The organism is Paenibacillus sp. Marseille-P2973 (assembly GCF_018101095.1).
GTDB classification, from domain to species: Bacteria; Bacillota; Bacilli; order Paenibacillales; family Paenibacillaceae; genus Fontibacillus; species Fontibacillus vini.
This window is the reverse complement of sequence record NZ_JAGQEH010000002.1, coordinates 467,724-490,109: the sequence shown is the minus strand read 5'-3', so window position 1 is coordinate 490,109 and position 22,386 is coordinate 467,724. Positions and strand designations below refer to the sequence as shown.

Here is a 22,386-nt window from a genome sequence, read left to right as displayed (position 1 = left end):
GATGAGTGAACAACCATTGACGATATTGGCAATCGGAGGACATGTAGGGGATATGGAATTGACGGCTGGCGGGGTGCTGGCTTCCCACTCGCTTAAAGGCGACAAGATCGTGACACTTGCGCTTACGGCGGGGGAAAGAGGCGTTCCGGCCGGGCAGGATATGAAGGAATACCGCAAACAGAAAGTGTCCGAGGCCGCGGAATTCGCGGAAATGCTCGGCGGCGAATCGATCGTGTTCGACATTCCCGACGGAGAGTTGGCCAACAACGAGGACATGCGATACCGGGTCTGCGATGTTATCCGTAAAGTGCGGCCAAATGTCATCATAACTCACTTCAAAAACAGCATGCACAAAGACCATATGACGACGCATCTTATTGTGAATGACGCGCGTTTTTTTGCCGGCCTTGCTTCTTTTGAACGGGAAAACCCTGCACATTTCGCTTCCAGGCTGTATTATGCGGAAAATTGGGAGGATGCGGTGGATTACAAACCGTACGTATATATCGATTTCGACCAGGAGGCTTATGATCTGTGGGTGAAGGCGGTGTCCCGGCACTGGTTCGTGACCGGGAGCAAGTCGTTCCCTTATCTGGAGTATTACAAGCATCTGGCTAGAGTCCGCGGGATCGAGGCGCGGAAAACGTATGCTGAAACATTTATGATTCCGGCGGAAACGATGCGCGTCCTAAAGACCGAATTATGAGAGTTGAAAACGGGGCTGACCGTATCGTAGACTATTCCCGGTTGTTCAAAGGCAAAAAGATCGGTCTGATCACCGCTCCCACCGGACTCACCGCCGACCTTGTATCCACGATTCAAATTTTCAAGGATAACTTTCGTTTGGCGGCATTGTTTTCGCCGGAGCATGGAGTCCGGGGGAATCTGGCCGCCGGGGCGGAGGTGGAGACCTATCGGGATCCGCTCACCGGAGTACCGGTCTACAGCATGTACCGTAAGGATTCCAAACGGATGACGCCGGAAATGCTGGACGAGGTAGACCTGGTAGTCTACGATATTCAGGATGTGGGCGTGCGTTATTATACTTTTATTTATTCGATGCTGTATGCGTTAGAGGATTGTGCTCAAGCCGGCAAACCGTTCGTTGTTCTTGACCGCATCAATCCGTTGGACGGCGTCACGGTGGAAGGCAATGTGCTCAAACCGGGCTATGAATCTTTTATAGGGAACTTCCCGCTTTGCGTGCGATACGGATTAACGCCCGGCGAAGTCGCCGGGATGGCGAATGACAGGATGGGCTGGAATGCCGATTTACATGTCGTTCCTTGCAAGGGGTGGGAGCGAAGCCAGCTCTTTCCGGAGACCGGACGGATGTGGATACATCCATCGCTGAATATTCCACGATTTGAAACCGCCTTGCTGTACGGAGGCACCTGCCTGTTTGAGGGGACTAATTTGTCGGAGGGACGGGGTACGACGTTCCCGTTTGAAATGATCGGGGCTCCGTTTATCGAACCGGAGCGTCTGGCGGACGAAATGAATGGCTTGGATCTGTCTGGAGTAAAGTTTCGCCCGGTTTATTTTACGCCGACGACGTCCAAGTTCCAAGGGGAGCTATGCGGAGGCGTTCAGCTTTATGTGACGGATCTCCGGGCGTTTCATGCCGTAGAAACCGGAGTAACTCTGATGTATACGATCAAGCGGAACTATCCGGAATTTAGCTATTTGCCTCCAATCCGGGCCAATTCCCGCCCGTTTATCGATCTGTTGTGCGGAGATTGGCTGTATAGGGAAGGGACCATGGATTTGCCGGAGTTATTGGAATCATTCCGTGAGGAGAGCCGGATCTTTTCCCTGGAAAAGAAGAAGTATCATCTATATTAACTGTGTGTTCAAAAAGTCGACTTTTTGAACAACCTCTGGAAGGGGGAGCGGCGATGAGAGACGGGATAGATGCCAGCGGCTCTACCCCTGGAGAAGGGAAGATGGAATCGAACGGTGATATAAAGATAAATCCCCAACCTGAGCATGCCGTGAAATATGTAGCGGGTTTGGATGGAGGCGGCACCAAAACGAACGTAGTGGTCGCAGACGATCAGGGAAAGGTACTCAACGCCTTTACTTCTGGCGCTTTGAACCTCAACGGAGAGGATCACGAACGGGTGCGCCAAAATTTGCTCGAGATTCTGTCATCCATCTCGAAACTTTGCGGTGGCTTGGAGCATTGCGTGCATATTTGCATCGGTGCGGCGGGCATCAGCCATCCGGAAGCGAGAGCGCGATTGACGAATGCGGTCAGAGAGAGCGGCTATCACGCCGGACTGACCTTGGTCGGCGATCATGAGGCGGCTCTCTACGGCGCGTTGGAGAATCCGTACGGCATGATTCTGATCGCAGGCACCGGCTCGATCTGCTACGGAGTGAACGAGCGGGGGATTTCTCACCGTACCGGCGGCTTCGGCCACCTCATTGACGATGAGGGGAGCGGCTACAGCATTGGCCGGGAGATACTTAGTGCCGTCGTCAAGGCACATGATGGACGGGTTCCTCCGACTTTGCTTGAAGGAATGGTCACAAGACAGCTTCGGATTCCGGAGGATTCCGATCCTGTGCGGGTGTTGGTGGGTTACGTTTATGACAAGAACCGAAACAAGAGAGACATCGCCGCGTTAGCCCCGCTTCTGAACGAAGCTTGCGCCCTTGGCGATGATGCGGCGATCGGCATCGCTCACTCCAGCGCGGAGTCTTTGTCCGAGCTGGTGGTGCCGGTGGCCGAACGGCTATCCTTGCAGGAGGGCCGGCTCGCATTCGCCGGCAGCGTGCTGCTGCACAATACGTATGTGCAGTCCGCATTGCGTGAAAGACTGGCCCGGCGTTATCCGCGCCTGGACATGGATTTGCCGCGGCATGATGCGGCATGGGGTGCAGCGATGATGGCCTTGAGCTTGAAATAAATAATATAAACTTCAATAAAAAGCCGTCTTTTTCGGACGTACCGGAAAGGCGGCTTTAGTTCGTTATTAAGTGGCTGAAGGTGTGGCCGCTAATCAAGGATTGTGTCTTACAAGGCTCGATTCAACAAATCCATGATATGCACGGCTTCCATTCGATCCTCCAAGCCTGCGCGGATAATGCCTTGCTTCATTTGCAGCAGGCAGCCGGGATTGGAAGTGACGATGATGCGTGCTTGCGTTGCTTCGGCATGAACCATTTTACCGTCCAATATTTGCATGGACATCTCATATTGGGTCAGATTATATGTGCCGGCCGAGCCGCAGCAGCTGTCGGCCTGCCTCATTTCTATCAGGTCGAGACCGGGAATGCTGCGCAGCAGCTCCCGGGGCTGGGTGCGTATGCCTTGGCCATGAGCAAGATGACAGGAGTCCTGGTAAGTAACCCGCGCAGGGACCGGTTTGGTGAAGGACAGCGGCGGCAGCTCCGCCAAAATTTCCGAAGCGTCGCGGTTCGCGAACGCAAATCGATTCGCCCGTTCTTCCCAGGCCGGATCGCCCCGGAACCAATGGCCGTATTCTTTCAAGGCCGCTCCGCAGCCCCCGGCATTGTTGACGAGGTAATCGATGCCGGAGCGCTCGAAGGCCTCGATGTTTGCTTTAGCAAGCTCCTTGGCGCCGGCCATTTCGCCGGAATGGGCATGCATGGCCCCGCAGCAGCCTTGATCCTTTATGAACACGACATCGCAGCCGGCCTTCGTCAGGAGACGCGCCGTGGCTTCATTTGTCTCATAAAATAACATATCCATGAGACAACCTGTGAACAGGCCGACGGTCAACGTCTTTGGTGTTTCCGCCGGCATCACGGTTTGGCGTTTGGACCGTTTCCATGGCGAAGCGACGCGGGAAACGGCCTGCTGCATTTCCGCCATCGGCCCGGGTAACACCCGGATCAGCCCCGTGCGGCTTGCAAGCTTTTGCAGACCCAAGGCCTGTGCGCTCCAAAGCAAAGTCCCGAGCCGCTTGACCCGTTTGGGATAAGGGAACAGATGCCGGAACACCAGGCTTCTAACCGCCGACGGTTTCCCGGCAGTATGATGATGGTCCTGCACGACTTCGCGGGCTGTTTCGAGCAGTCCGCCATATGGGACGCCAGCGGGACATGCCGTCTCGCAGGCCCGGCAGCCCAGACAGGCGTTCATGTTGTGCTCAAACTCCGCGTCAACGGGCAGTTGCCCGCTTGCTACCCCCTTCATCAAGGCAATGCGCCCCCGGGGGCTATACGTTTCCAGTCCGGTTTGAGCATATGTCGGACAAGCGGGAAGACAGAAACCGCAGTGCATGCAGTTCAAGATTTCGTCCATATTGAACTTTGCAAGGACAGGGCCGGTTCCGGAGGTGTCTTTATGATCTGTGTTCATCTCTTCACCACCAGTCTGCGGCGTTCGCTGCGCGCGAAGATTTTGCCGGGGTTCATAATCTGATGGGGATCAAAAGCCTCTTTGATCCGTTGCATCAATTCGATTCCGGCTTCGCCGGTCTTCAGATGAAGGTACTTCATTTTGGCGAGTCCGACGCCGTGTTCGCCGGTTATCGTTCCCCCAAATGAAATGGAAGCGCGGAAAATCTCTTCAAACGCCAATTCCACCCGGGCAATTTCCTCGGGGTTTCGCTCATCGGTCATGCAGGTTGGATGTAGATTTCCGTCTCCGGCATGGCCGAAGGTGCAAATTTGCAGTCCGTACTTCACCGCAACCCGTTCCACCTCGGCGACGATATCGGCAAGGCGGGAGCGGGGGACGGTGGCATCCTCCATAATCGTCGTCGGTTTCAGACGCGACAGAGCGGACAAAGCCGCCCGCCTTGCTGTCAGCAGCTTTGCTCCCTCCTCCGGGGTAGCGGCGATCTCAACGCTTGCGGCTCCGTTTAAGGCTGCAATTTCGGCGATTCTGGCAATATCGCGCCCGACAAGCTCCTCAGGACCGTCCTGTTCAATCAATAACATGGATTTCATGTGGAGCGGAAGCCCCAGCTTGGCAAAGTCATCGACGACCTGCATCGTTCCTTGGTCCATGAATTCCATGGTAGCCGGAATAATCCTGGAAGCGATTACATTTTCGACCGTTTTGGCTGCGTCTACCAGAGTCGTAAAATAAGCCACTAGTGTGCGTTTACTTTCCGGCAAAGGAATGAGCTTCAATGTAATCTCAGTAATGACGGCAAGCGTTCCTTCGGAGCCGACCAGCAGCCGGGTTAAATCATAGCCGGCAACGTCCTTGACGTTTTTCCCGCCGCAACGCATAATTTCCCCGGACGGCAGCACATATTCGAGACCCATGACATAGTCCTTGGTCACTCCGTATTTCAGGCCGCGCATGCCCCCAGCGCATTGTGCTACATTTCCGCCAAGCGTGGATATTCGCATACTTCCGGGATCCGGCGGATAGAACAGGCCAAGACTTTCCACGGCTTGATGGAAATCGGCGGTGATCACGCCAGGTCCGACGGTCGCGGTCATATTTTTAACGTCGATTTCATGAATTTGATTAAGACGGTTCAAATTGAGGACGATTCCGCCTTCAACCGGAATGGTGCTTGCGGCAAGATTGGTGCCGGAACCCCGCGGAATGACGGGTATGCGATGTTCGTCGGCCAGCCGGAGAATTTCGGAAACCTCACGGGTATTGGCTGGATGAACGACCGCCTCGGGCATGGACTGAAACATAGGGGTGGCGTCATAGGAATAGGCATATAGCTCGTTCGGAGTATCCCGAACCCACGATTCTCCTGAGATGGAGACAAGCTTGCTTCTGATTTCCGGTGTGATCATCTGTACATTCCCTCCCGGATAATGATAGAATAAGTCTTGATTAAACAGGTCATCTGATGAATTTGAACTCACTTTACCATTATTTAAAGGGATTGTATAGATAGTTATTTAAAATTTTTATTACTTATAGGGAACAGCCGGAAAGGAACTATAACGATGGATTTAAGTAAAAAAAATGTAGATATCGTAACCGAGGAATTGCAGAGAATTATTGAATCCGGTCTGGTTAAGCCGGGGGAAAAGCTCGACACGATCGAGAATATGGCGGTCCGGTATCGCGTAGGACGTTCTACGGTACGAGAAGCAATCAGTCATTTGAAAGCCCGGGGCCTGATCGAAACGAAACAAGGCGGCGGCACCTTCGTGAAGGCACAGGCGCTGGAATCGATCCAATCGCGGAAGATCAATGATCGGCAAGAGCTGATTCAGTTGCTTCAGGTGCGTAAAATCGTGGAGGTGGGAAGTATCGAACTGGCGGCTGAGTTTCGGACCGATAAGGATCTGGAGGAGCTGGGTGCGATTGTCCGCCATATGGAAGACGCTATAGGAAATGAAGAAATGAGCCAGATCTATGACGTGAATTTTCATCTTGCCATTGCGAGAGCAGCGCAAAATAAAATGCTGGAAGGGATGATGGAAAGCGTCTCCGACATGATGTTCCGCACGATGCGGGATACCCGTAGCTTATGGATGTTCAGTGAGCAGGAATCCGCCCGCCGTTTGTTCCAGGAGCATCAGCAAATGTTCCAGGCCATAGCGGACCAAAACAAAAGTGATGCCGCTAAAATTATGAAGCTTCATTTGGCCAAAGCCGGGAAAGAAATGATGAGCGGCATGAAAATTTGAGCAGATGATGTGGCTATAAATTTATGCGGTGTAATTGAATTGACGAAGGGGAAATGAATTATGGAGAATCAAGGAACAATTACAATTGACGGTTATCCGTTGACCTATCTCATAGAGGGAGAAGGCGTCCCGGTGATGGTCATCGGAAGCGCGGTCTACTATTCCCGTTTGTTTTCTAAAGAGCTCAGAAATAGCTTGAAGCTGATATTTATCGATCACCGGGGTCATGCCCCGTCTCCAGCGGACACGGAGCTTATGGCACCAGAGGATCTGCTGAATCGGGTGCTGGACGATATCGAACAGATCCGCCAGGCTTTGGGGCTGTCGGATTTCGTTATCGCCGGGCATTCGGGTAACGCATTCCTTGCCGTGGAGTATGCGCTCAAATATCCGGCTGAGGTCCGGCAAGTCGTGCTGCTGAATACCGCCACCAGCAATAGTGCTGAGAGGCAGCAACAAAGCATTGATTTTTTTGAGCAGACCGCATCCTCTGAACGCAAGCACCGGTTTGAACAAGAATTCGCTCTCTTACCTGCTGATATCGAACGCGAGCCTGAAAGGCGATTTGCCCATATGTGTATCCGGTTTGGAGCGCACAGCTTTTTTGATTACGACTTTGACGCTACTTCTATGTGGGATGGAGTATATACGAATATGCCGATCCTTGATACTCTATGGGGCGAAGCTTTCGCGCAGCTGGATCTTCGGAAACGTCTAGGCGAATTACATACTCCAGTCTTTTTAGCTCTCGGCCGGCATGATTATCTCGTGGGTCCGTATACTTTGTGGGATGGGGTGGAGGATAAATACCCCAATATCCGCAAAGTGTTGTTTGACCGCAGCGGACATAATCCGATGATGGAGGAGCCGGAGCTATTCGATGCCGAGCTTAAGGAATGGCTTTGTTCCTTGAACGGCCAAGGTTCATAATCTTGTTCTTTTCCGCCTTCATGTTACACTAAAGAGTGACCATGGAGAAGGAGACTGACAAGATGGAATACGAGGACATGACATTTAAAATCCCCCAGGAAAGTCCCGACTATGAAGAGCAATCGAACTTCGTCGTCAAAAATATCGAGGCGGTTATAGCGGACAGCATCGAGAAGAACACGAACAAAATCGTTCTGAATACGAGTCTGAAGCTGGGCTTGCCTCTTGAAAATATTAATAAAATCGCCGGTCCGATGATCGAAGCGTGGGCAGCGGAAATTTTTACGGATGTCCGTGACGACCTGAACAATCCGTATCATCTTATTAATGTCGATGCGCAGCCCCGGCTCGGGATGGCGGATATCGTGCTGCAATTCAAACAGGACGAAACGGTTTATACAGGAAACGTTGACGTGAAGGCAACCGCCGGGGACATACCAAAATCGGGCCGAGGGCCGAATATTACGTCTTTTTCACGAATTAGAACCGCTTATGTGGATGACCCGGATTTTATGTTCATCATTCTAAGTCTGAAGCACAAAGTGTACTCGGTCAGAAATGAAGAGACGTTCCTGATGGATGGCATTATGGAAATCACCGATTATAACGCCTATGATCTCAAATTTATCAGCGATGGGGATATTAGCTATAATCCTGCGCTCGGCTCCGGACAAATTCAGATTAAGGATATCCACTACATCACTTACCAGCACAGAACGACCTGGGAATTTTGCCAACTGCTGGACGCCAAATATTTGCGCAGTTCCCGCAGAACGATGGACGACTGGTACAGGGAGGCCACGAAATTCAAATGGATAAAGAACTGAGACTGGATGCCATTTGCGGAGACAGCTTGCAGGTTATGAGAGAGATGGAGCCCGAATCCGTAGATCTCATCGTGACGGACCCGCCCTATAACCTTTCCAAAGACTATGGAAATACGAAGGACAATCTGGAATTTGACGAATATCTGGATTTCTCCAGAGCATGGCTAACCGAAGCTAAACGGATTCTGAAAAAAGACGGGACGATCTACGTGTTCATGGGTGTAAGATACATTTCTTATATCTATGCCATTCTGGAAAGGGAGCTCGGCTTCGAGTTCAACTCGTGGATTACCTGGTATTATACCCAGGGGATCGGAAAGACGAAGGGCTTCAGTCCGCGCCATGACGATATTCTCATGTTTACGAAGAGTAAGAAGTTTAACTTTTATCTGGACCAGGTTCGTGTGCCGCAAAAATATTATCGAAGCATCAACAACATGCGGGGGGCGAATCCGGGGAATGTATGGGAATTCAGTCATGTGCATTATTGTCAGACGAGCCGTCAGCCCCATCCGACCCAGAAGCCGGAGGGCTTATTTGAAAGGATGATCCTGGCCAGTTCGAAAGAAGGGGATACGGTGCTCGATCCGTTCGTGGGAAGCGGGACCGCGCTTCGGGTTTGTCAGCAAACCGGCAGAAACGGTATCGGTATCGACATCAACCGGGAATATATCGAAATGGCGAGCGAGCGGCTGAATCTGGAGTTTAACGGGTTCGACAGTATCGACGACCGGTTCGAGCGGGTTCCCAACGACCTGAATGAACGAGAAATCCGCCGGGAGTATATCCGCAATCATATCGAATGGTTTTTGGAGCATCATCGGGGTTCGCTGGATACCTTCGTCGATTCGGTCAAGGAGAAGTATGGACATAAGATGGATGCCGAGGAATTGAAGGAGCTGGAGAGCCTGGTCCGACAAAATCCGAAGCCTGCCAATAAGCAGCATTTGAAAATCCGGAGTGATAAGCAGGGAACGGAGCAGGTGGAGCAACTTGAGTTTTTGTGAACAGAAAAGGGCCTTCCGGAATGAAATGAACCGGAAGACCCTTTTTGATCTGTTAGATTATTTTACCCGTTTGCCAAGCAGAATCAGGAGCCACACGAACCCGGCGCCCAGAATCGTATGACCGAGTCCGGCGATATGCGGCAGGAAGCTGATATCGGTTCCGTTAATTTGCAGCATCCCGCGGGTCGCCATGGCCCCGATCGTAATCAACAGGCCTAAATTATATACGATATACCAGGCGTTAAAAGATTTGGCCTCATGGACTTGAAAAAGTTTGCCTAAGATCAAGGTTATGAGGAAGAACAAAAATCCCAGCACTAGAATATGCGTATGAAGCGCAACCAGGATCGTATCGCCGGTAAAATCACTGTGCTTCGTAATTTCGCGGTAGGATATTCCTGCGAGCAAACCGAGAATGGCGTAAAAAAATGAGGCGTAATATAGTTTTTTCATGTCGCATCTGTCCCCTTCTTGAATTTCTTCTTGATCCAAGCATAGCAAGCAAATAAGAACGGAATATGAACGGATGATTACATTTGGAGGTTGCGCCGTAATTTGCGATAATAGAGAAGTATAAACATTACTTTGATTATGCCGGGAGAGGATTAAAGGATGTCTGAATCGATGGTAAGGCAGTTTTGGCCGGGATGGAAAGGACCCATCAAGGAAGGCGATAGCGGCTGGAACAATACAACCCGTTATATTGAAAATAAAGGACGCAACTGTGTGCTGCGGATTTACGAGACTCATCGGGACCGCGAGAAAATAGAGTTTGAGCACGAAATACTGGCTCGCCTGCAGGAGATCCCGCTCAGCTTCCAGGTCCCTTTTCCCGTTAGAACGCCGGAAGGGGACAGCATTATCCGGATGGAAGACGGCAGCGGCCGGTTTGCTTGCCTGTTCGAATATATCGAGGGAGTACGACCGCAGCATGAGGGATTTGTCGCTGCCCATTCATTTGGACAAGCGGCTGCGGAGTTGGTCGAAGCTTTAAAGACGGTCAATACCGATTTGGCTCCCTCATACCGACCATACTATGAACTGCATCAATCTTATCCGATTTGCGATTACGAAACGGTCCGTAAATTTTGCGAGCATCCTCCGGAGGCATTCCGGGAACAGCATGACGCTATTCTTGTATTGGGTGAAGCCTATGACAAAATCTGCGACCGTCTCGAGGATTTAAGAAACTTGCCCCATCAACTGGTGCACGGTGATCTAAATCCGTCGAATCTGCTGGTATATGAGGATCATCCGGAAGAAATCGCTGCGCTGCTGGATTTCGAATTCTGTACAAGAGACGTAAGAGCCATGGAACCGGCCGTCGTGATCTCGGATCTGCTTGGTTACGGAGATAAGCGCGAGAATATCCGGCAATTTTGCGAAGGCTTCGGCAAACGGCTGCGTCTAAAAACCGAAGAAATCGCCAATATTCCGAGCCTTATCCGTTTGAGAAAAGTGGATGTATTTCTTCATTTCCTGAGCCGGTATTTGAAAGGGACGGACGGCCCCGCAGTACTCAAATCCCAAGTTGAATCGCTGGCAGCCGAGTTGGAAGAGCTGAAACGGGATGAAATCTGGATCCGCGAAATCTTAAGGGAACATTTGTTGGACCGGTTAGGATTGGATTAATTGTTTAAAAGGAGGGGCTCACTACGGTTCCTTTTTGCGGCATTGGAACGGTGTCCGTCCCCTCAAAATAAAGCGGAAGCCCCTCAGCCAATACGGGATGCGGCGTCAAGACCGGATTTTGGCGCTGATGATGAATATGCAAATGCGGTTCCGAGGTGGAGCCGCTGTTGCCGACTCGTCCTAAAAGATCACCGGTTTGTACATGATCTCCTATTTTGACTGTCAGACTATTCTGTTTCAAATGATTAAGGAGCAAGTAGGTGCCGGTTTCATCGAGTTTTAGATAGACGTGATTTCCTTCCATGGAGAGAAATGACTCGCTCCCCGGCTCTATATCGTGTTCTTTATCATAGGCGGCAATGACAATCCCCGACGCCGGAGAAAGGATTTCTTGATTCCATATTCCGTAATCCTCCGGGTTGTGGCTTCCTGTGTTGAAAGGCTCCATGACGAGGTCATAGGCCCAGCGTTCGGATGCCCAAGTGATGTGAGGCAAGTTCGTATTGAGGGAATCACCACCCCAACCGACAACTGTTTTTCCGGCAAACGGCCAGTTTACGGTAACCGAGGGCTGAGCATTTTGAATACGTGACGGGTACGGTAATTGTATGATGTTCATAAGCAATAACAAATGGAGGCTTAGGAGGATTGCGGCAATGAAGCCGATCCTTCTTTTTTTCGTGCTTTTCTTTTTGATGACATTTATGACCCACAGAGTAACATTCAAAAGCAAATAGGCTATACCTAAAATGGGGATGACCATTTTGAGTGAGAACCATGCATAGGCGCGCGGTAACCCAGCCCCGGCGTAAACGAAGATCCATGTCAAAATAAGAACGGTAAACATGGCGGCATTCATAAGACCTATTTTTTTAAGTAGTTTCATAAGTAGGAAACAACTCCTGTCCGTTATATGTAAAACTCTATCACTACTGATAGACGATGAGGAGAGGGGCAAACCCTGCATCCGCATAAATATATCACCCAGTTGTTCGGTGACCAGCTTCCGGTAATATGGTAATGGAAAGGCCCTTTTTGCTTTTCATGGAATAGGGTTGGGGCTATAATGTTCCTGAAAGATTTGATTGGGAGAGTAGGAAACCTGCGATGAAAGACAAATTAAATAGCCTTCCTTCATCACCGGGGGTATACCTGATGAAAGATTACCATGGGGGCGTTATTTATGTCGGCAAATCCAAGAACCTGAAGCAAAGAGTGCAGTCGTATTTTTATAAATCAAAGTCCCATTCCAATAAGGTTAAACGGATGGTCAGCCAAATCAAGGATCTGGAGTACAGGGTGACGGACACGGAGTTTGAAGCCTTTATGCTGGAATGCAAATTAATCCATGAAATCAAGCCCGTATATAATAAGAAGATGAAAAACCCGCTCGGTTATACTTATATCCTGATCCATGCCGGGAAGGGACTTAGGAGCATTGAAGTGACGAACGTTTTGCCGGCAAACGAGACTCCTGTCAGTTTTGGACCTTATACGGCCAACAGGAACACGGTCGAAAAGGCGGTGCAAGGCATTCGGGATTGCTTTAAAATTGCGTGCAATCAATCCGGCTTCAGCGGTTCACCTTGTCTGAACCATTCGCTGGGCTTGTGTTTGGGAATGTGCGCAGGCGGGGAAGCGGAGGTCAAGGAATATAACGAGATCCTGGATCGTTTCATTTCCCTGTTAGATGGTACTGACAGAGGGTTGTATACGGAAATGGTGAAGCGCATGCAGGACGCTGCCGAGAGATTCGATTTTGAGGCTGCGGCGAAGTACAGGGATCAGCTCGATACAGTAAATTACCTGTTGAATAAGGAAAAGGTCATCGGCTTTACCGAAGAAAATAGAAACATCGTCATTACTGAAAAATTGGATGATAATACCGTCAAGCTCTTTTTGGTTAAACGAAATCGGGTGCTTATTAGTAAGAAGTTTAACTTGCAAGTTCATCCGTCTCCTGAAGTACTGATTAAGGAACAAACAGAGCTAATCCTATCCTGTTTTAGGGAAGACCCCGAGACAGCCGCTGCTTGTGCCGGTGACATTACCCGCGACGAAATCGATGAAGCTCAAATCATATATAGCTACCTGCAAGGCAGTTCCTGCAATTACTTCCATCTCCCCCAGGAATGGATAGATTCGCAGGACACTGCCGGAATCGAAGAGGCACTGATTAACTTGTAAATCATTTCCTTGACTGCTGAATGTATAATGAGAACAGGTAAATTTAGTAAGGAGGGTAACATGAATCATTATCCGAACGAAATTCAGGATTTTCATGACACGGTATTAAAATTAAGAGGAATTACAGGCATTGAAAGCGGGGTAGACAATTTAGAGCCAATCGATTCGGTCATGCTGGGATTTCCTCCGTTTGCCCATCTGCCCCATGGAGCCCTTCTGCGGACCAACGGCGGATTGGAGAATGAAGTATTGATCCAGTTTGAGCTGGAGACCGATTATTCATTGGATAGCTTGCATTCCATTGAATTTCTGGCCTGGTTCGTTCGGGATTCCGCAAGAGGAGGAACGGCTATTCAATTAAGACCTTTTGCCCTGCCGCCGGATTCTCCGCATGGAAGACAACTCGGAACGTCTCTGAAATATCACTTGGATCTGTTTGTCGGCGGGATCGAAGAGTCACTGGAACCGGCATATGAAATCCTTCGTAAGCTGACCCAATCCCTTGAATTGGCGATTACGTTATATGAGATTCCTATTAAATAAGAATGATAACTGGGGGAGAAAAGATGAAACAAACGAAGACAAAAGGTCATCCGATTCTATTTTCACTTATGCTGGGCATTTTATTAACCTTCCTCGTCGCAGCTGCATCTGCGGTGGCAACGATCATGGAGCTCGGGGACAGAGGGATCATGATTGCCCAGGGCGGTGCCTTCTTGATTATGGCGATCATCGTGACCTTGTATATGAACAAGAAAAGTAGAACTTGGGCAAGCTTTGGATTTATCAAACATGATCTTCGAAAAGGAAAAGCGACGCTCTATTATATCCCGCTGCTGATTATTGCGGTTGTTCAGCCGATCATGGGCGGCTTTAATCTGAAACTAACGTTCTTGGATATTCTCATCATTTTGGTCTTTTCGCTGATTGTCGGTTACACGGAAGAGTCGGTCTTCAGAGGCATTATGCGGGAAAAGCTGCAGCATAAAGGCAGGGTGTTCTACATAGTTTTCTCAGCTCTGGTTTTCGGAATTTTACATATGGCCAATGCGCTGAACGGTACCAATATCATATATATCCTTCTGCAAGTCATTAATGCCCTGCTGATCGGCTTCATTCTTGCGCTGCTGATCGAAACCTCCGGTAATATTGTCCCTTTGATCGTTTTCCATTTCTTGTTCGATGCGCTCGCTCAAATGACGAGCAACGCTCTTTTGGATCAAGAGGTGCTTGTAGTTTCGATTTTGAATATCCTGTACTTGTGTTACGGTGTTTATCTGGTTTACGGTTTCATAAACAGAAAAAAGACGGGTTCCATGAATCTGCAAATTTGAGGTGATCAACGATGAAAGACTTCAGATATGAAATTGTGTCCATCAATACGGGTAAGCCTAAACCGCTGCCTTATCAAAACAAAGAAGTGTCGAGCGGGATTTTCAAGATTCCGGTCACTGAACCGTTGTTTCTGTCGGAGGTAAATTTCGATGGGGACGGGCAGGCGGATTTAGTGCATCATGGCGGGCGAGACAAAGCCGTATGCGTGTATCCGCACGAGCATTACTCTCACTGGGAGAATGTATTGAATACCGCTTTGGAATTCGGAGCATTCGGAGAAAATCTGACTACGCGCGGATTGCTGGAAGACGAGGTCTGTATCGGTGATATATTTCAGTTAGGGGAAGCTACCGTTCAGGTCAGTCAACCCCGGCAGCCTTGTTACAAACTATCCGCCAGATACGGCGCGCCTGATATGCCTCTACAAATTCAGGAGACCGGCTTCACCGGGTTTTACTTCCGGGTTCTGAAGGAAGGAATGGTATCTCAAACGGATGGCCTGACTTTGGTAACGCGCCATCCTCAGGGAATAACCCTTACCTTTGCCAACCGGATCATGCATCAGGGGAAGGACCGGTTCGAGGACATGAAGAAAATTTTGGAGGTAGCGGAACTCTCGGAAAGCTGGAAAGCTACTTTTCTGAAACGGCTCAAAGGTCATGAAGACAGCAACCGGGAGAGATTGACCGGTCAAATCGAGTAGACAAGGGCAAGGGAGTAAGAAGCCCGATCTGCCAGTTTACAGTCCGGCGGTGCGGAATTAAAGCTCCCGCCGGAGGAGCAAAGGCGCGATGAACTGCCGGAATACATCTCCGGGGAATTGCGCTTTTTTTCGTTTATCATCGGTCAGAACAACTACGATCTCAAGCGAGGGAATGACATGAATAAATTGCCCTCCGAACCCCCGTGCATAGAAGTAATCGAAAGAAGCCTCAGAAGTATTCTCCGCTTCCAAGGTATACGAATCCGCCCACCAGTGCCAACCATAAGCCCCGCGACGGGGAGCTTCCACGTGAATAGCAGGTTGAACCGACCGTAAGGCCAGGTCTTTGGAGATGAGTTGTTGATTTTCCCATGAACCCTGGTTCAAATAGAGCTGCCCGAATTTCAACATATCCGACGGACGCAGCCATAATCCGAAGCCCCCGGTATGAATGCCTTGAGGGTCTTGTTCCCATTTGTAAGACTCAATGCCGAGCGGACCGAACAAATTCATCTCGGCAAACCGGGTTATTGGCATGCCTGAGGCTTGTACGAGAATGGCGGACAACAGCTGCGAGACTCCGGAGTTGTACTCCATTCTGCTCCCCGGGGCATCGCGCAGCGGTTGATCCAGCACAAATTGTACCCAATCGGGCGTACGGGTCATCCGTGGAAAAGAGTTAGCGCCGCCAAATTCGGTCCACTCGAAGCCGGCTGTCATCGTTAAGAGGTGATGCAGCGTCATTTTCCGGTAACGGGGATCCTCTTTCGCGTCAAGCTGCGGAAAAAATGTGCTGATCGTTGTGTCGGCTTGCGGAAGCAACCCCTGATCCATGGCGATACAGATGAGAGCGGATAATATGCTTTTGGTACATGAATTGGTTTTCGCATTTTTCGATGCCGTGTCCTGATCCCTATAATGCTCATAGATAATTTCGCCTTTTATGCTTATTAAACAGCTTCTAAGATCCAAAGGGGAAATACCCGAAGTCAGTGTTTGTAAGTTCATATGATCCTTCCTTTATATGAGTGTTCAAAAAGTCGGCTTTTCAGCACCGAGAAGGTTGGATGAAGGAGGGACTGAGGAGCGGAGCGTAGGCAAAACCTACGTGAGCACCGGAAGGCCCGCCTGAATTCAAGATTCGATGTCGGATATGCAACCTAATGTACTTCGTGATCAAAAGATGACTTTTTGAACAACCTCTTTAATTCAAATCTGCCGATATGCTGTCCGGTTCAATTATGATCAGTTTACTTTAATTTTCGCAGGGCAACAAACCCTATGTAAACTTGCGGAGCGAAGAATGATTGAATGACCAGTGCAGTGTGAGCTACAATAAGTATTGTAAAGGAGGGGATACAGATGGAGAGAATCCAATCGCAAGATCAATTCAATGAACTGATTCAGAGAGACCAATTTACGGTAGTGAAATTTGATACGACATGGTGCCCGGATTGCAAAAATCTGGACCGGTTTATCGGGGGCATTATCGAGAAACATGACGACAAGGACTTTTACGCATTGGATGCGGAGGAGTTCCAACCGCTTGCGGAAGCCAATGAGGTTCGTGGGATCCCTAGTTTGTTGGTATACAAGAACGGGGAAAAAGTTGGGCATTTGCACAGCAAGTTCGCGAAGACGCCAACTCAAGTGAACGAATATCTGGAGGCTTTGGAAGCCCAGAAATAATGAAAGACGAAACAAACCGGACCGCCTCTTTTATCGGGGCGGTCTTTGATGTTATGGAAGAAACTGGGCCTTGAGGAATTGGATTGACGTAAACTCAAGCGTACTACTATTATTAGTTAGATAGTGGAAACGGTTTATTTCTACAGTGTCCCGGAGGACTAACAATGCGTACATACTGGATATGGTTTGGTATCCTATGCCTCATCTGGATATGCGGACTATTGCATGGATCACCGGATCATTCGGTGTCACCTACGAGAATTTTAGGCAGTGCTCTGTTTTTTACGGCATATTTCATATTACCTCTCCTGCGCAGCAGGCCGATCTTGTTGACGATCAACCTGATAGCCGGTTCTTGGCTGGCTATTATCGTTTTATGGCCGGAAATGAACGGCATCTTCAATCCGTATACACTTCTGATCCTGTCTATGCTCGCGGGAAATGCTGTATACACCTTACCATCTATCCATGCGAGCGTGCTCGGCATGACTCAAATCTTAGGCGTATTTATCCCCGGCATTTTAGGCTATCCTTCATTACCTCCTATGTATATTGCTCTATACGCTGTTCTACATATACTTGCGTTCATCCTATTCCGAACCTTATGGCAGCGGACTGAATCTACGGAAGCGCGCAATGAAGCATTGTTAAGCGAGTATCGAAAATTAAAGCGGCGCATTGCAGCGGATGAGGAATCTGCGCGGCGGGAAGAACGGGCTCAAGTCGGCCGGGATATTCATGATTCCGTTGGACATAAGCTGACGGCCTTAGTCATGCAATTGGAAGTATTTCGAATGCGTAATGATATGGAGCCGGAGGTGCAAAATCATATCCAAAAGCTGAAACAACTGGCGCAGGAAAGCCTGCAGGAAACAAGGAGTGCAGTCAAAACTTTGCAAGCCGACGAGCCCGGCGGATTGCCTGCCATCATGAGATTAATTCGTAAACTCGAAGCGGATAGCATGATCAAAATTCACTTTACGGTCAAGCACGGAGCGTTCAATGCCCCACTCTCAAACAATCAGTCTATTGCGGTTTATCGTGCCGTTCAGGAGGCTTTAACGAACATTATGAAGCATAGCAGGTCGCGGGAGGCCGAAGTGATATTCGAGGCGCCAGGGGGCAGTGTGTTCCGGTTTGAGATTGGCAACCCTGGAGTGCCGGATGCTAAGTTCCGGGAAGGATTCGGATTAACATCCATGCGGGAGCGAATTGAGAAATGTAACGGAAGACTTGAAGTAATAGCGAACCGTGACCGTTTCATCGTACGCGGCACATTGCCGCTGAATGGAATCCAAATACATACCGTCGATGGGGAGACTAGCTGATGATTAGGATATTGCTTGCCGAGGATCAGGCTATGGTTCGACAAGGCTTGAAAATGATGATTGAGACGGACCCTGAACTGTGTGTAACCGTGGAAGCCGGAAATGGGAAAGAGGCGCTTGAACTGAGCGAGAGGCACCTCTTCGATCTTGCCATTCTCGACATCCAGATGCCGTTCATGAGCGGATTGGAGGCCGGGCGAATCATCCGCAAGCGTTGGCCTGACCGGAAGGTGCTTATTTTGACGACATTTAACGATGACGAATATGCCCTGGAGGCTCTAAAAAGCGGGGCGAGCGGATACTTGCTGAAGGATGCCGAACCCGAGGCGCTGATACGTTCTATTCGAAGCTGTATGTCGGGAGGGATGGCGATACAAGAGGATGTCGCGGCAAAAGTGATTCCTCGCTTGTTGCAGGGAGCGGGGGAATCCGCGAAGGCCGTCGATTCATCCATAACCCCGCGTGAGCTTGATATTCTGAAGCTGGTGGGAGAAGGCCGCAGTAACCGTGAGATCGCGGAGGAGCTTGGTTTGTCAGTAGGAACCGTAAAGAATCATATGAGTCAAATCATGGATAAGCTGGATTTGCGTGACCGTACCCAAATGGCCATTTATGCCATTCGCCACAATGTCGTATAGAAATCGAGACAGCGTTACTAGGATCATACATGACTCAAGTCATGGTTATAGAACGAATGAATGACGGAGGGCAGTGGGAGCACTGTCTTTTTCCATATATACTTGCGAGTAGCTAATACAGGTTCTTGCTCAGTTTGGGGAGGATGATGAAATGCTGGAAGCAGTAGAATTACGCAAGGTATTCAAAGGTAAAACCGCGGTTGATCATGTGAGCCTTTACTTGGATGAAGGTGAATCCGTCGGCTTGCTGGGACCGAACGGAGCGGGAAAATCGACGACGATATCGTTGATATCCTCCTTGCTGGCACCGAGTTCCGGTGACGTAAGGCTGAATGGAAACAGTGTCATTGCGAAGCCGCAGCAGTTGCGGGAAGTTATCGGAGTTGTACCTCAGGAGATAGCTCTTTATGAAGCGCTTAGCGCCTACGAAAATTTGAAGTTTTTTGGACGGATCTACCGCTTGCAAGGTAAACAACTGGAAATGAAAATTCAGGAGTTGTTAGAGGTGATAGGCCTGAGAGACCGGCAGAAAGAGCTGATTAAAACTTATTCGGGAGGGATGAAGAGACGGGTTAATATAGCTGCAGCCCTGATGCATGATCCTAAAATCGTCATCATGGATGAACCGACCGTGGGGATCGATCCACAGTCCCGCAATCATATTTTGGAGACGGTAAGACTGTTAAACCGCGAAAAGGGGACGACGGTTTTGTATACCAGCCACTATATGGAAGAGGTTGAGCAGCTTTGCAGCCGGGTCTACATTATGGATCACGGACGTATTATCGCGGCCGGCACAACCGAAGAACTGCGCCGCATCCTGTCCGGAGAAGATACGTTACTGCTTCAGCTTGATAAGCCTGACGAAAAGTTAGCTCAGGAACTTCGTGAGCTGGAGCCGGTCAGACAAGTAGAAGAGATGGATAGCGGGTTAAAGTTAATCGTTACCAAGCAGAGTCATCTTCTATCCGAAGTTGTGCAAGCCGCTGAACGGCACCGGGTGCAAATCATCAATATCCACGTACAGACACCGACGCTGGAGGATGTATTCCTGCATCTGACCGGACGAACTTTGAGAGATTAGGGAGGGAGTCGCTTGATTTCATTTTTCAAGAAAGATTTCCTTGTATATTGGAGGGATCGGAAGGAGATCATCATCTCCTTGATCACGCCGATGGTTCTCATTACGGTTCTTAGTTTAGCCTTGCCCGGATGGGTCGAGAATTCGACGAAATCCTTGCAGATGAAGGTGGCCTTCGTGAATTTGGATGACGAGGAGACCGGTTTGCAACAAATCAGGGAATTGCTGTCACAACAAACATTGCCTCAAGAGACAAAGGACCTCCTTGGGCAGCAGTTGGAACAATCCGCACCGGCCGGACTTTTTAAGCAAGTGCTGCAAGAAGATTCCGTGAAGGAGATCGTTACCTTGGTCGAGTTGGATAACGAGGAAGCGCTCCGCAGGCTAGAAGATGGGCAAATTGATGCCTTATTTACCATACCGGAAGGTTTCACGTTTGCCGTCCTGAATAAAATGCTGCTCAATGAAGGAGAAGGATCGGAGATTCTCATTACGGCGGATGACGGTTCTCTTCAAGTTGACGTGTTGAAAGATATCATTGGCAGCTTTACTAGGACATTGAATTTACAGGCTGCGATCCGGCATGTTTCAGCCGGGAATCCCGACTTGGATGCCGACCGCTTAATGGCCGACAGCGAAATTGGCGGGCGGGAGATCGTACCCGGTGTTAAAATAGTGACTTCCTTTCAGTATTACGCTCTGGCGATCAGTATTGTTTTCGCGCTGATGATTTCCGTTACCGTGTCCTCAAAAGCAATTGCGGAAAAACGGGAACATACCTTTGAACGCATTCTGCTTGCCGGCTCTAAACCGGTGAACTATTTGTCGGGGAAGATGAGTTCTACGATTTGTTTGTCACTTGCTCAGCTTGTGATTGTCCTGCTCTTATCGCACTTTATTTTTGGCATTTTTACGGACCGGTCATGGCAATTTTGGACGGGGATGGCTGCAGTTCTTATTATGATGTCAGTTTGCATGGGGGCGTTGTCCTCCCTGTTCACTGCGCTCGTGTTTCGTTTGGATGATCAGGCGGCAAGTGGAATCAGTTTTATAGCTGTAATTATCGCCGGTTCGATCGGAGGCAGCTTTGTGCCTGTATATGTACTTCCCGAATGGCTGCAAGCGGCCGGCGAATGGACGCCGAACGGGTTGGGTTTGTCCGTTTTGCTGAAGTGGCTTCAGACGGAAACAATTAATGACCTTTCAGATGCGATGTTGAAGCTGGCTGCGTTTTCAATTATTTCGTTTGGATTAGCGGTCTGGATCTTTCCAAAAAGGGGGCGTGTCCAATGAATCCGGTGTTTATGGCTCAATGGATGAAGGAGAAGCGTTCCCCGCTCATGGTTCTACTGTTTTGCGGACTTAGTATCATTGCCACGCTTTTGTTCGGTCAAAGCGCGGACAGTAAGTTAAAGATCGGAGCTTTTCCGGCATCCGGTGTTGAAGCAGACACCGCGGAGGAATGGCTGGAGGTTCTTAATGCGAACGATGCCATTGAATTTATCATGATGGATGAGCGGAAGGCCCGCTCGGAGGTAAATGAGGGGCGTACGGATGCGGCGATTCAGTTGATGGAGAAAGATTATCGAATCATTGCCTCTATCGACAATCCAAATGTCCAGCTAGTGGGTCAAATTGTTCATTCCGCATTTATGGAGGAGCTTCAGTTACGGGCTGCCGAACAATTTTCTAATGATGCTAAAGCGTTTCGGGAAGGGGTGGAATCCTTTCTGGAGAATCCGCCGCTGGCAGTTGGGGTACAGACTCCGGATGGCAAAGACCTGATTGAATACGATATGAATCTCCAATTGTTGTTTACGTTTACTTTATTCCTGGCTTGCTTCACGATCGGATATAAAATTAACTCGATTACGATGGAAAAGGTGTCGGGGATTTGGAGCCGGATGATACTATCACCTGTGCGTAAATCGCAAATGTATATGGGCCACCTTATGTATAGCTCCCTCATTGGTTTTGCACAAATAGTAACAGTTTTCCTTTTATTCCGTTATATCGCTGGTTTCGATCTGGGCGGTCGATTCGGTATGCTTCTAATCGTAGCGGCGCTGTATACATTGACGATTGTCGCCTTCTCCATGCTGCTTACCGGAATTTTACGGACTCCGGAACAATTTAACATGGTTTTCCCGTCCGTCATTCCGATCATGCCGCTGATCAGCGGAGCCTATATGCCCCCGGGCACGATCACGAATCAGTTTCTGTTATTAGTTTCAGAAGTGCTCCCGCTTAAGCACGCGGTGGATGCGATGGTGGAAATCTCGATCTACGATGCAGGCTGGCCGGATGTTTTTCTCCCGCTTGCCAAGCTAAGCATGATCGGCGTGATTTGCATGGGAGTCGGCATCAATTTAATGGAACGGCGCAAGGGTTGACTGCAGAATTACTAAATCGGAATTGGAATATGGTAAATAAGATGAATG

The 22,386-nt window shown here is 49.4% G+C and carries 23 protein-coding genes; 18 read left to right on the top strand and 5 right to left on the bottom strand.

Features of this window, described 5'->3' with window-relative positions:
- The first annotated feature begins 1 nt into the window (after nt 1).
- From KB559_RS05820 to KB559_RS05810, 3 genes are read left to right on the top strand one after another with little or no spacing between them, the layout of a single operon-like run.
- Nucleotides 2-706 carry a PIG-L deacetylase family protein gene (locus tag KB559_RS05820; RefSeq protein WP_211020763.1) on the top strand — a complete coding sequence of 235 codons (705 nt, stop codon included), beginning with the start codon at nt 2-4 and terminating at the stop codon, nt 704-706.
- Complete coding sequence (locus tag KB559_RS05815) at nt 703-1,845, top strand: exo-beta-N-acetylmuramidase NamZ family protein (protein WP_211020762.1); 1,143 nt, start codon at nt 703-705, stop codon at nt 1,843-1,845. Before KB559_RS05820 ends, KB559_RS05815 begins: the two co-directional genes overlap by 4 nt.
- A gap of 53 nt (nt 1,846-1,898) precedes the next feature.
- Complete coding sequence (locus KB559_RS05810) at nt 1,899-2,915, top strand: BadF/BadG/BcrA/BcrD ATPase family protein (RefSeq protein WP_247681595.1); 1,017 nt, start codon at nt 1,899-1,901, stop codon at nt 2,913-2,915.
- Nucleotides 2,916-3,022: 107 nt separating this feature from the next.
- Here KB559_RS05810 and KB559_RS05805 read toward each other — a convergent pair whose 3' ends face one another.
- Both KB559_RS05805 and KB559_RS05800 read right to left on the bottom strand, forming a co-directional pair.
- Nucleotides 3,023-4,333 (bottom strand): (Fe-S)-binding protein, encoded by a 1,311-nt coding sequence (locus KB559_RS05805; protein ID WP_211020761.1) that lies wholly within the window; start codon nt 4,331-4,333, stop codon nt 3,023-3,025.
- A complete protein-coding gene (locus KB559_RS05800) occupies nt 4,330-5,742 on the bottom strand; it encodes an FAD-binding oxidoreductase (protein ID WP_211020760.1) in 1,413 nt (470 codons plus the stop codon). The genes KB559_RS05805 and KB559_RS05800 overlap by 4 nt, the downstream gene beginning before the upstream one ends.
- A 156-nt stretch (nt 5,743-5,898) precedes the next feature.
- Here KB559_RS05800 and KB559_RS05795 point away from each other — a divergent pair, with 156 nt between their 5' ends.
- The 4 genes from KB559_RS05795 to KB559_RS05780 all read left to right on the top strand — a co-directional run bounded on the left by KB559_RS05795 (nt 5,899) and on the right by KB559_RS05780 (nt 9,352).
- Entirely contained in the window at nt 5,899-6,588 is a 690-nt protein-coding gene (locus KB559_RS05795; protein ID WP_211020759.1) for a FadR/GntR family transcriptional regulator, read from the top strand.
- 60 nt (nt 6,589-6,648) lie between these two features.
- The gene (locus tag KB559_RS05790) at nt 6,649-7,518 is read left to right on the top strand and encodes an alpha/beta fold hydrolase (protein WP_211020758.1); all 870 of its coding nucleotides are present in this window, start codon (nt 6,649-6,651) and stop codon (nt 7,516-7,518) included.
- A 62-nt stretch (nt 7,519-7,580) separates the two neighbouring features.
- The gene (locus tag KB559_RS05785; RefSeq protein WP_211020757.1) at nt 7,581-8,345 is read left to right on the top strand and encodes a hypothetical protein; all 765 of its coding nucleotides are present in this window, start codon (nt 7,581-7,583) and stop codon (nt 8,343-8,345) included.
- Nucleotides 8,330-9,352 (top strand): DNA-methyltransferase, encoded by a 1,023-nt coding sequence (locus KB559_RS05780; RefSeq protein ID WP_211020756.1) that lies wholly within the window; start codon nt 8,330-8,332, stop codon nt 9,350-9,352. Before KB559_RS05785 ends, KB559_RS05780 begins: the two co-directional genes overlap by 16 nt.
- A gap of 57 nt (nt 9,353-9,409) precedes the next feature.
- On the opposite strand, the gene KB559_RS05775 is transcribed toward KB559_RS05780, so the two are convergent.
- Nucleotides 9,410-9,805, bottom strand: a complete 396-nt coding sequence (locus KB559_RS05775; protein ID WP_211020755.1) for a DUF2871 domain-containing protein — start codon at nt 9,803-9,805, stop codon at nt 9,410-9,412.
- Between the two features lie 159 nt (nt 9,806-9,964).
- Here KB559_RS05775 and KB559_RS05770 point away from each other — a divergent pair, with 159 nt between their 5' ends.
- The gene (locus tag KB559_RS05770; RefSeq protein ID WP_211020754.1) at nt 9,965-10,984 is read left to right on the top strand and encodes a phosphotransferase; all 1,020 of its coding nucleotides are present in this window, start codon (nt 9,965-9,967) and stop codon (nt 10,982-10,984) included.
- Nucleotides 10,985-10,988: 4 nt separating this feature from the next.
- On the opposite strand, the gene KB559_RS25080 is transcribed toward KB559_RS05770, so the two are convergent.
- The gene (locus KB559_RS25080; protein ID WP_247681594.1) at nt 10,989-11,957 is read right to left on the bottom strand and encodes a M23 family metallopeptidase; all 969 of its coding nucleotides are present in this window, start codon (nt 11,955-11,957) and stop codon (nt 10,989-10,991) included.
- Between the two features lie 134 nt (nt 11,958-12,091).
- Here KB559_RS25080 and KB559_RS05760 point away from each other — a divergent pair, with 134 nt between their 5' ends.
- The 4 genes from KB559_RS05760 to KB559_RS05745 are packed head-to-tail and all read left to right on the top strand — an operon-like array spanning nt 12,092 to nt 15,209.
- Complete coding sequence (locus tag KB559_RS05760; protein WP_211020753.1) at nt 12,092-13,171, top strand: GIY-YIG nuclease family protein; 1,080 nt, start codon at nt 12,092-12,094, stop codon at nt 13,169-13,171.
- A 60-nt stretch (nt 13,172-13,231) separates the two neighbouring features.
- Complete coding sequence (locus KB559_RS05755; protein ID WP_211020752.1) at nt 13,232-13,714, top strand: hypothetical protein; 483 nt, start codon at nt 13,232-13,234, stop codon at nt 13,712-13,714.
- 23 nt (nt 13,715-13,737) lie between these two features.
- A complete protein-coding gene (locus tag KB559_RS05750; RefSeq protein WP_211020751.1) occupies nt 13,738-14,505 on the top strand; it encodes a CPBP family intramembrane glutamic endopeptidase in 768 nt (255 codons plus the stop codon).
- A gap of 11 nt (nt 14,506-14,516) precedes the next feature.
- The gene (locus KB559_RS05745; protein ID WP_211020750.1) at nt 14,517-15,209 is read left to right on the top strand and encodes an MOSC domain-containing protein; all 693 of its coding nucleotides are present in this window, start codon (nt 14,517-14,519) and stop codon (nt 15,207-15,209) included.
- 57 nt (nt 15,210-15,266) lie between these two features.
- Here KB559_RS05745 and KB559_RS05740 read toward each other — a convergent pair whose 3' ends face one another.
- Nucleotides 15,267-16,217 (bottom strand): serine hydrolase domain-containing protein, encoded by a 951-nt coding sequence (locus tag KB559_RS05740; RefSeq protein ID WP_211020749.1) that lies wholly within the window; start codon nt 16,215-16,217, stop codon nt 15,267-15,269.
- A gap of 354 nt (nt 16,218-16,571) precedes the next feature.
- Between KB559_RS05740 and KB559_RS05735 the strand changes: the two genes are divergently transcribed.
- From KB559_RS05735 to KB559_RS05710, 6 genes are all read left to right on the top strand, one after another.
- Nucleotides 16,572-16,898, top strand: coding sequence for a thioredoxin family protein (locus KB559_RS05735; RefSeq protein WP_211020748.1), 327 nt, complete (start codon nt 16,572-16,574; stop codon nt 16,896-16,898).
- Nucleotides 16,899-17,224: 326 nt separating this feature from the next.
- The gene (locus KB559_RS05730) at nt 17,225-18,226 is read left to right on the top strand and encodes a sensor histidine kinase (protein ID WP_247681592.1); all 1,002 of its coding nucleotides are present in this window, start codon (nt 17,225-17,227) and stop codon (nt 18,224-18,226) included.
- Nucleotides 18,226-18,864, top strand: a complete 639-nt coding sequence (locus tag KB559_RS05725; protein WP_211020746.1) for a response regulator — start codon at nt 18,226-18,228, stop codon at nt 18,862-18,864. Before KB559_RS05730 ends, KB559_RS05725 begins: the two co-directional genes overlap by 1 nt.
- Before the next feature lie 151 nt (nt 18,865-19,015).
- Nucleotides 19,016-19,948 (top strand): ABC transporter ATP-binding protein, encoded by a 933-nt coding sequence (locus tag KB559_RS05720; RefSeq protein ID WP_211020745.1) that lies wholly within the window; start codon nt 19,016-19,018, stop codon nt 19,946-19,948.
- Nucleotides 19,949-19,960: 12 nt separating this feature from the next.
- Nucleotides 19,961-21,238, top strand: a complete 1,278-nt coding sequence (locus KB559_RS05715; protein WP_211020744.1) for an ABC transporter permease — start codon at nt 19,961-19,963, stop codon at nt 21,236-21,238.
- Nucleotides 21,235-22,338 carry an ABC transporter permease gene (locus KB559_RS05710; protein WP_211020743.1) on the top strand — a complete coding sequence of 368 codons (1,104 nt, stop codon included), beginning with the start codon at nt 21,235-21,237 and terminating at the stop codon, nt 22,336-22,338. Before KB559_RS05715 ends, KB559_RS05710 begins: the two co-directional genes overlap by 4 nt.
- Nucleotides 22,339-22,386 lie beyond the last annotated feature (48 nt).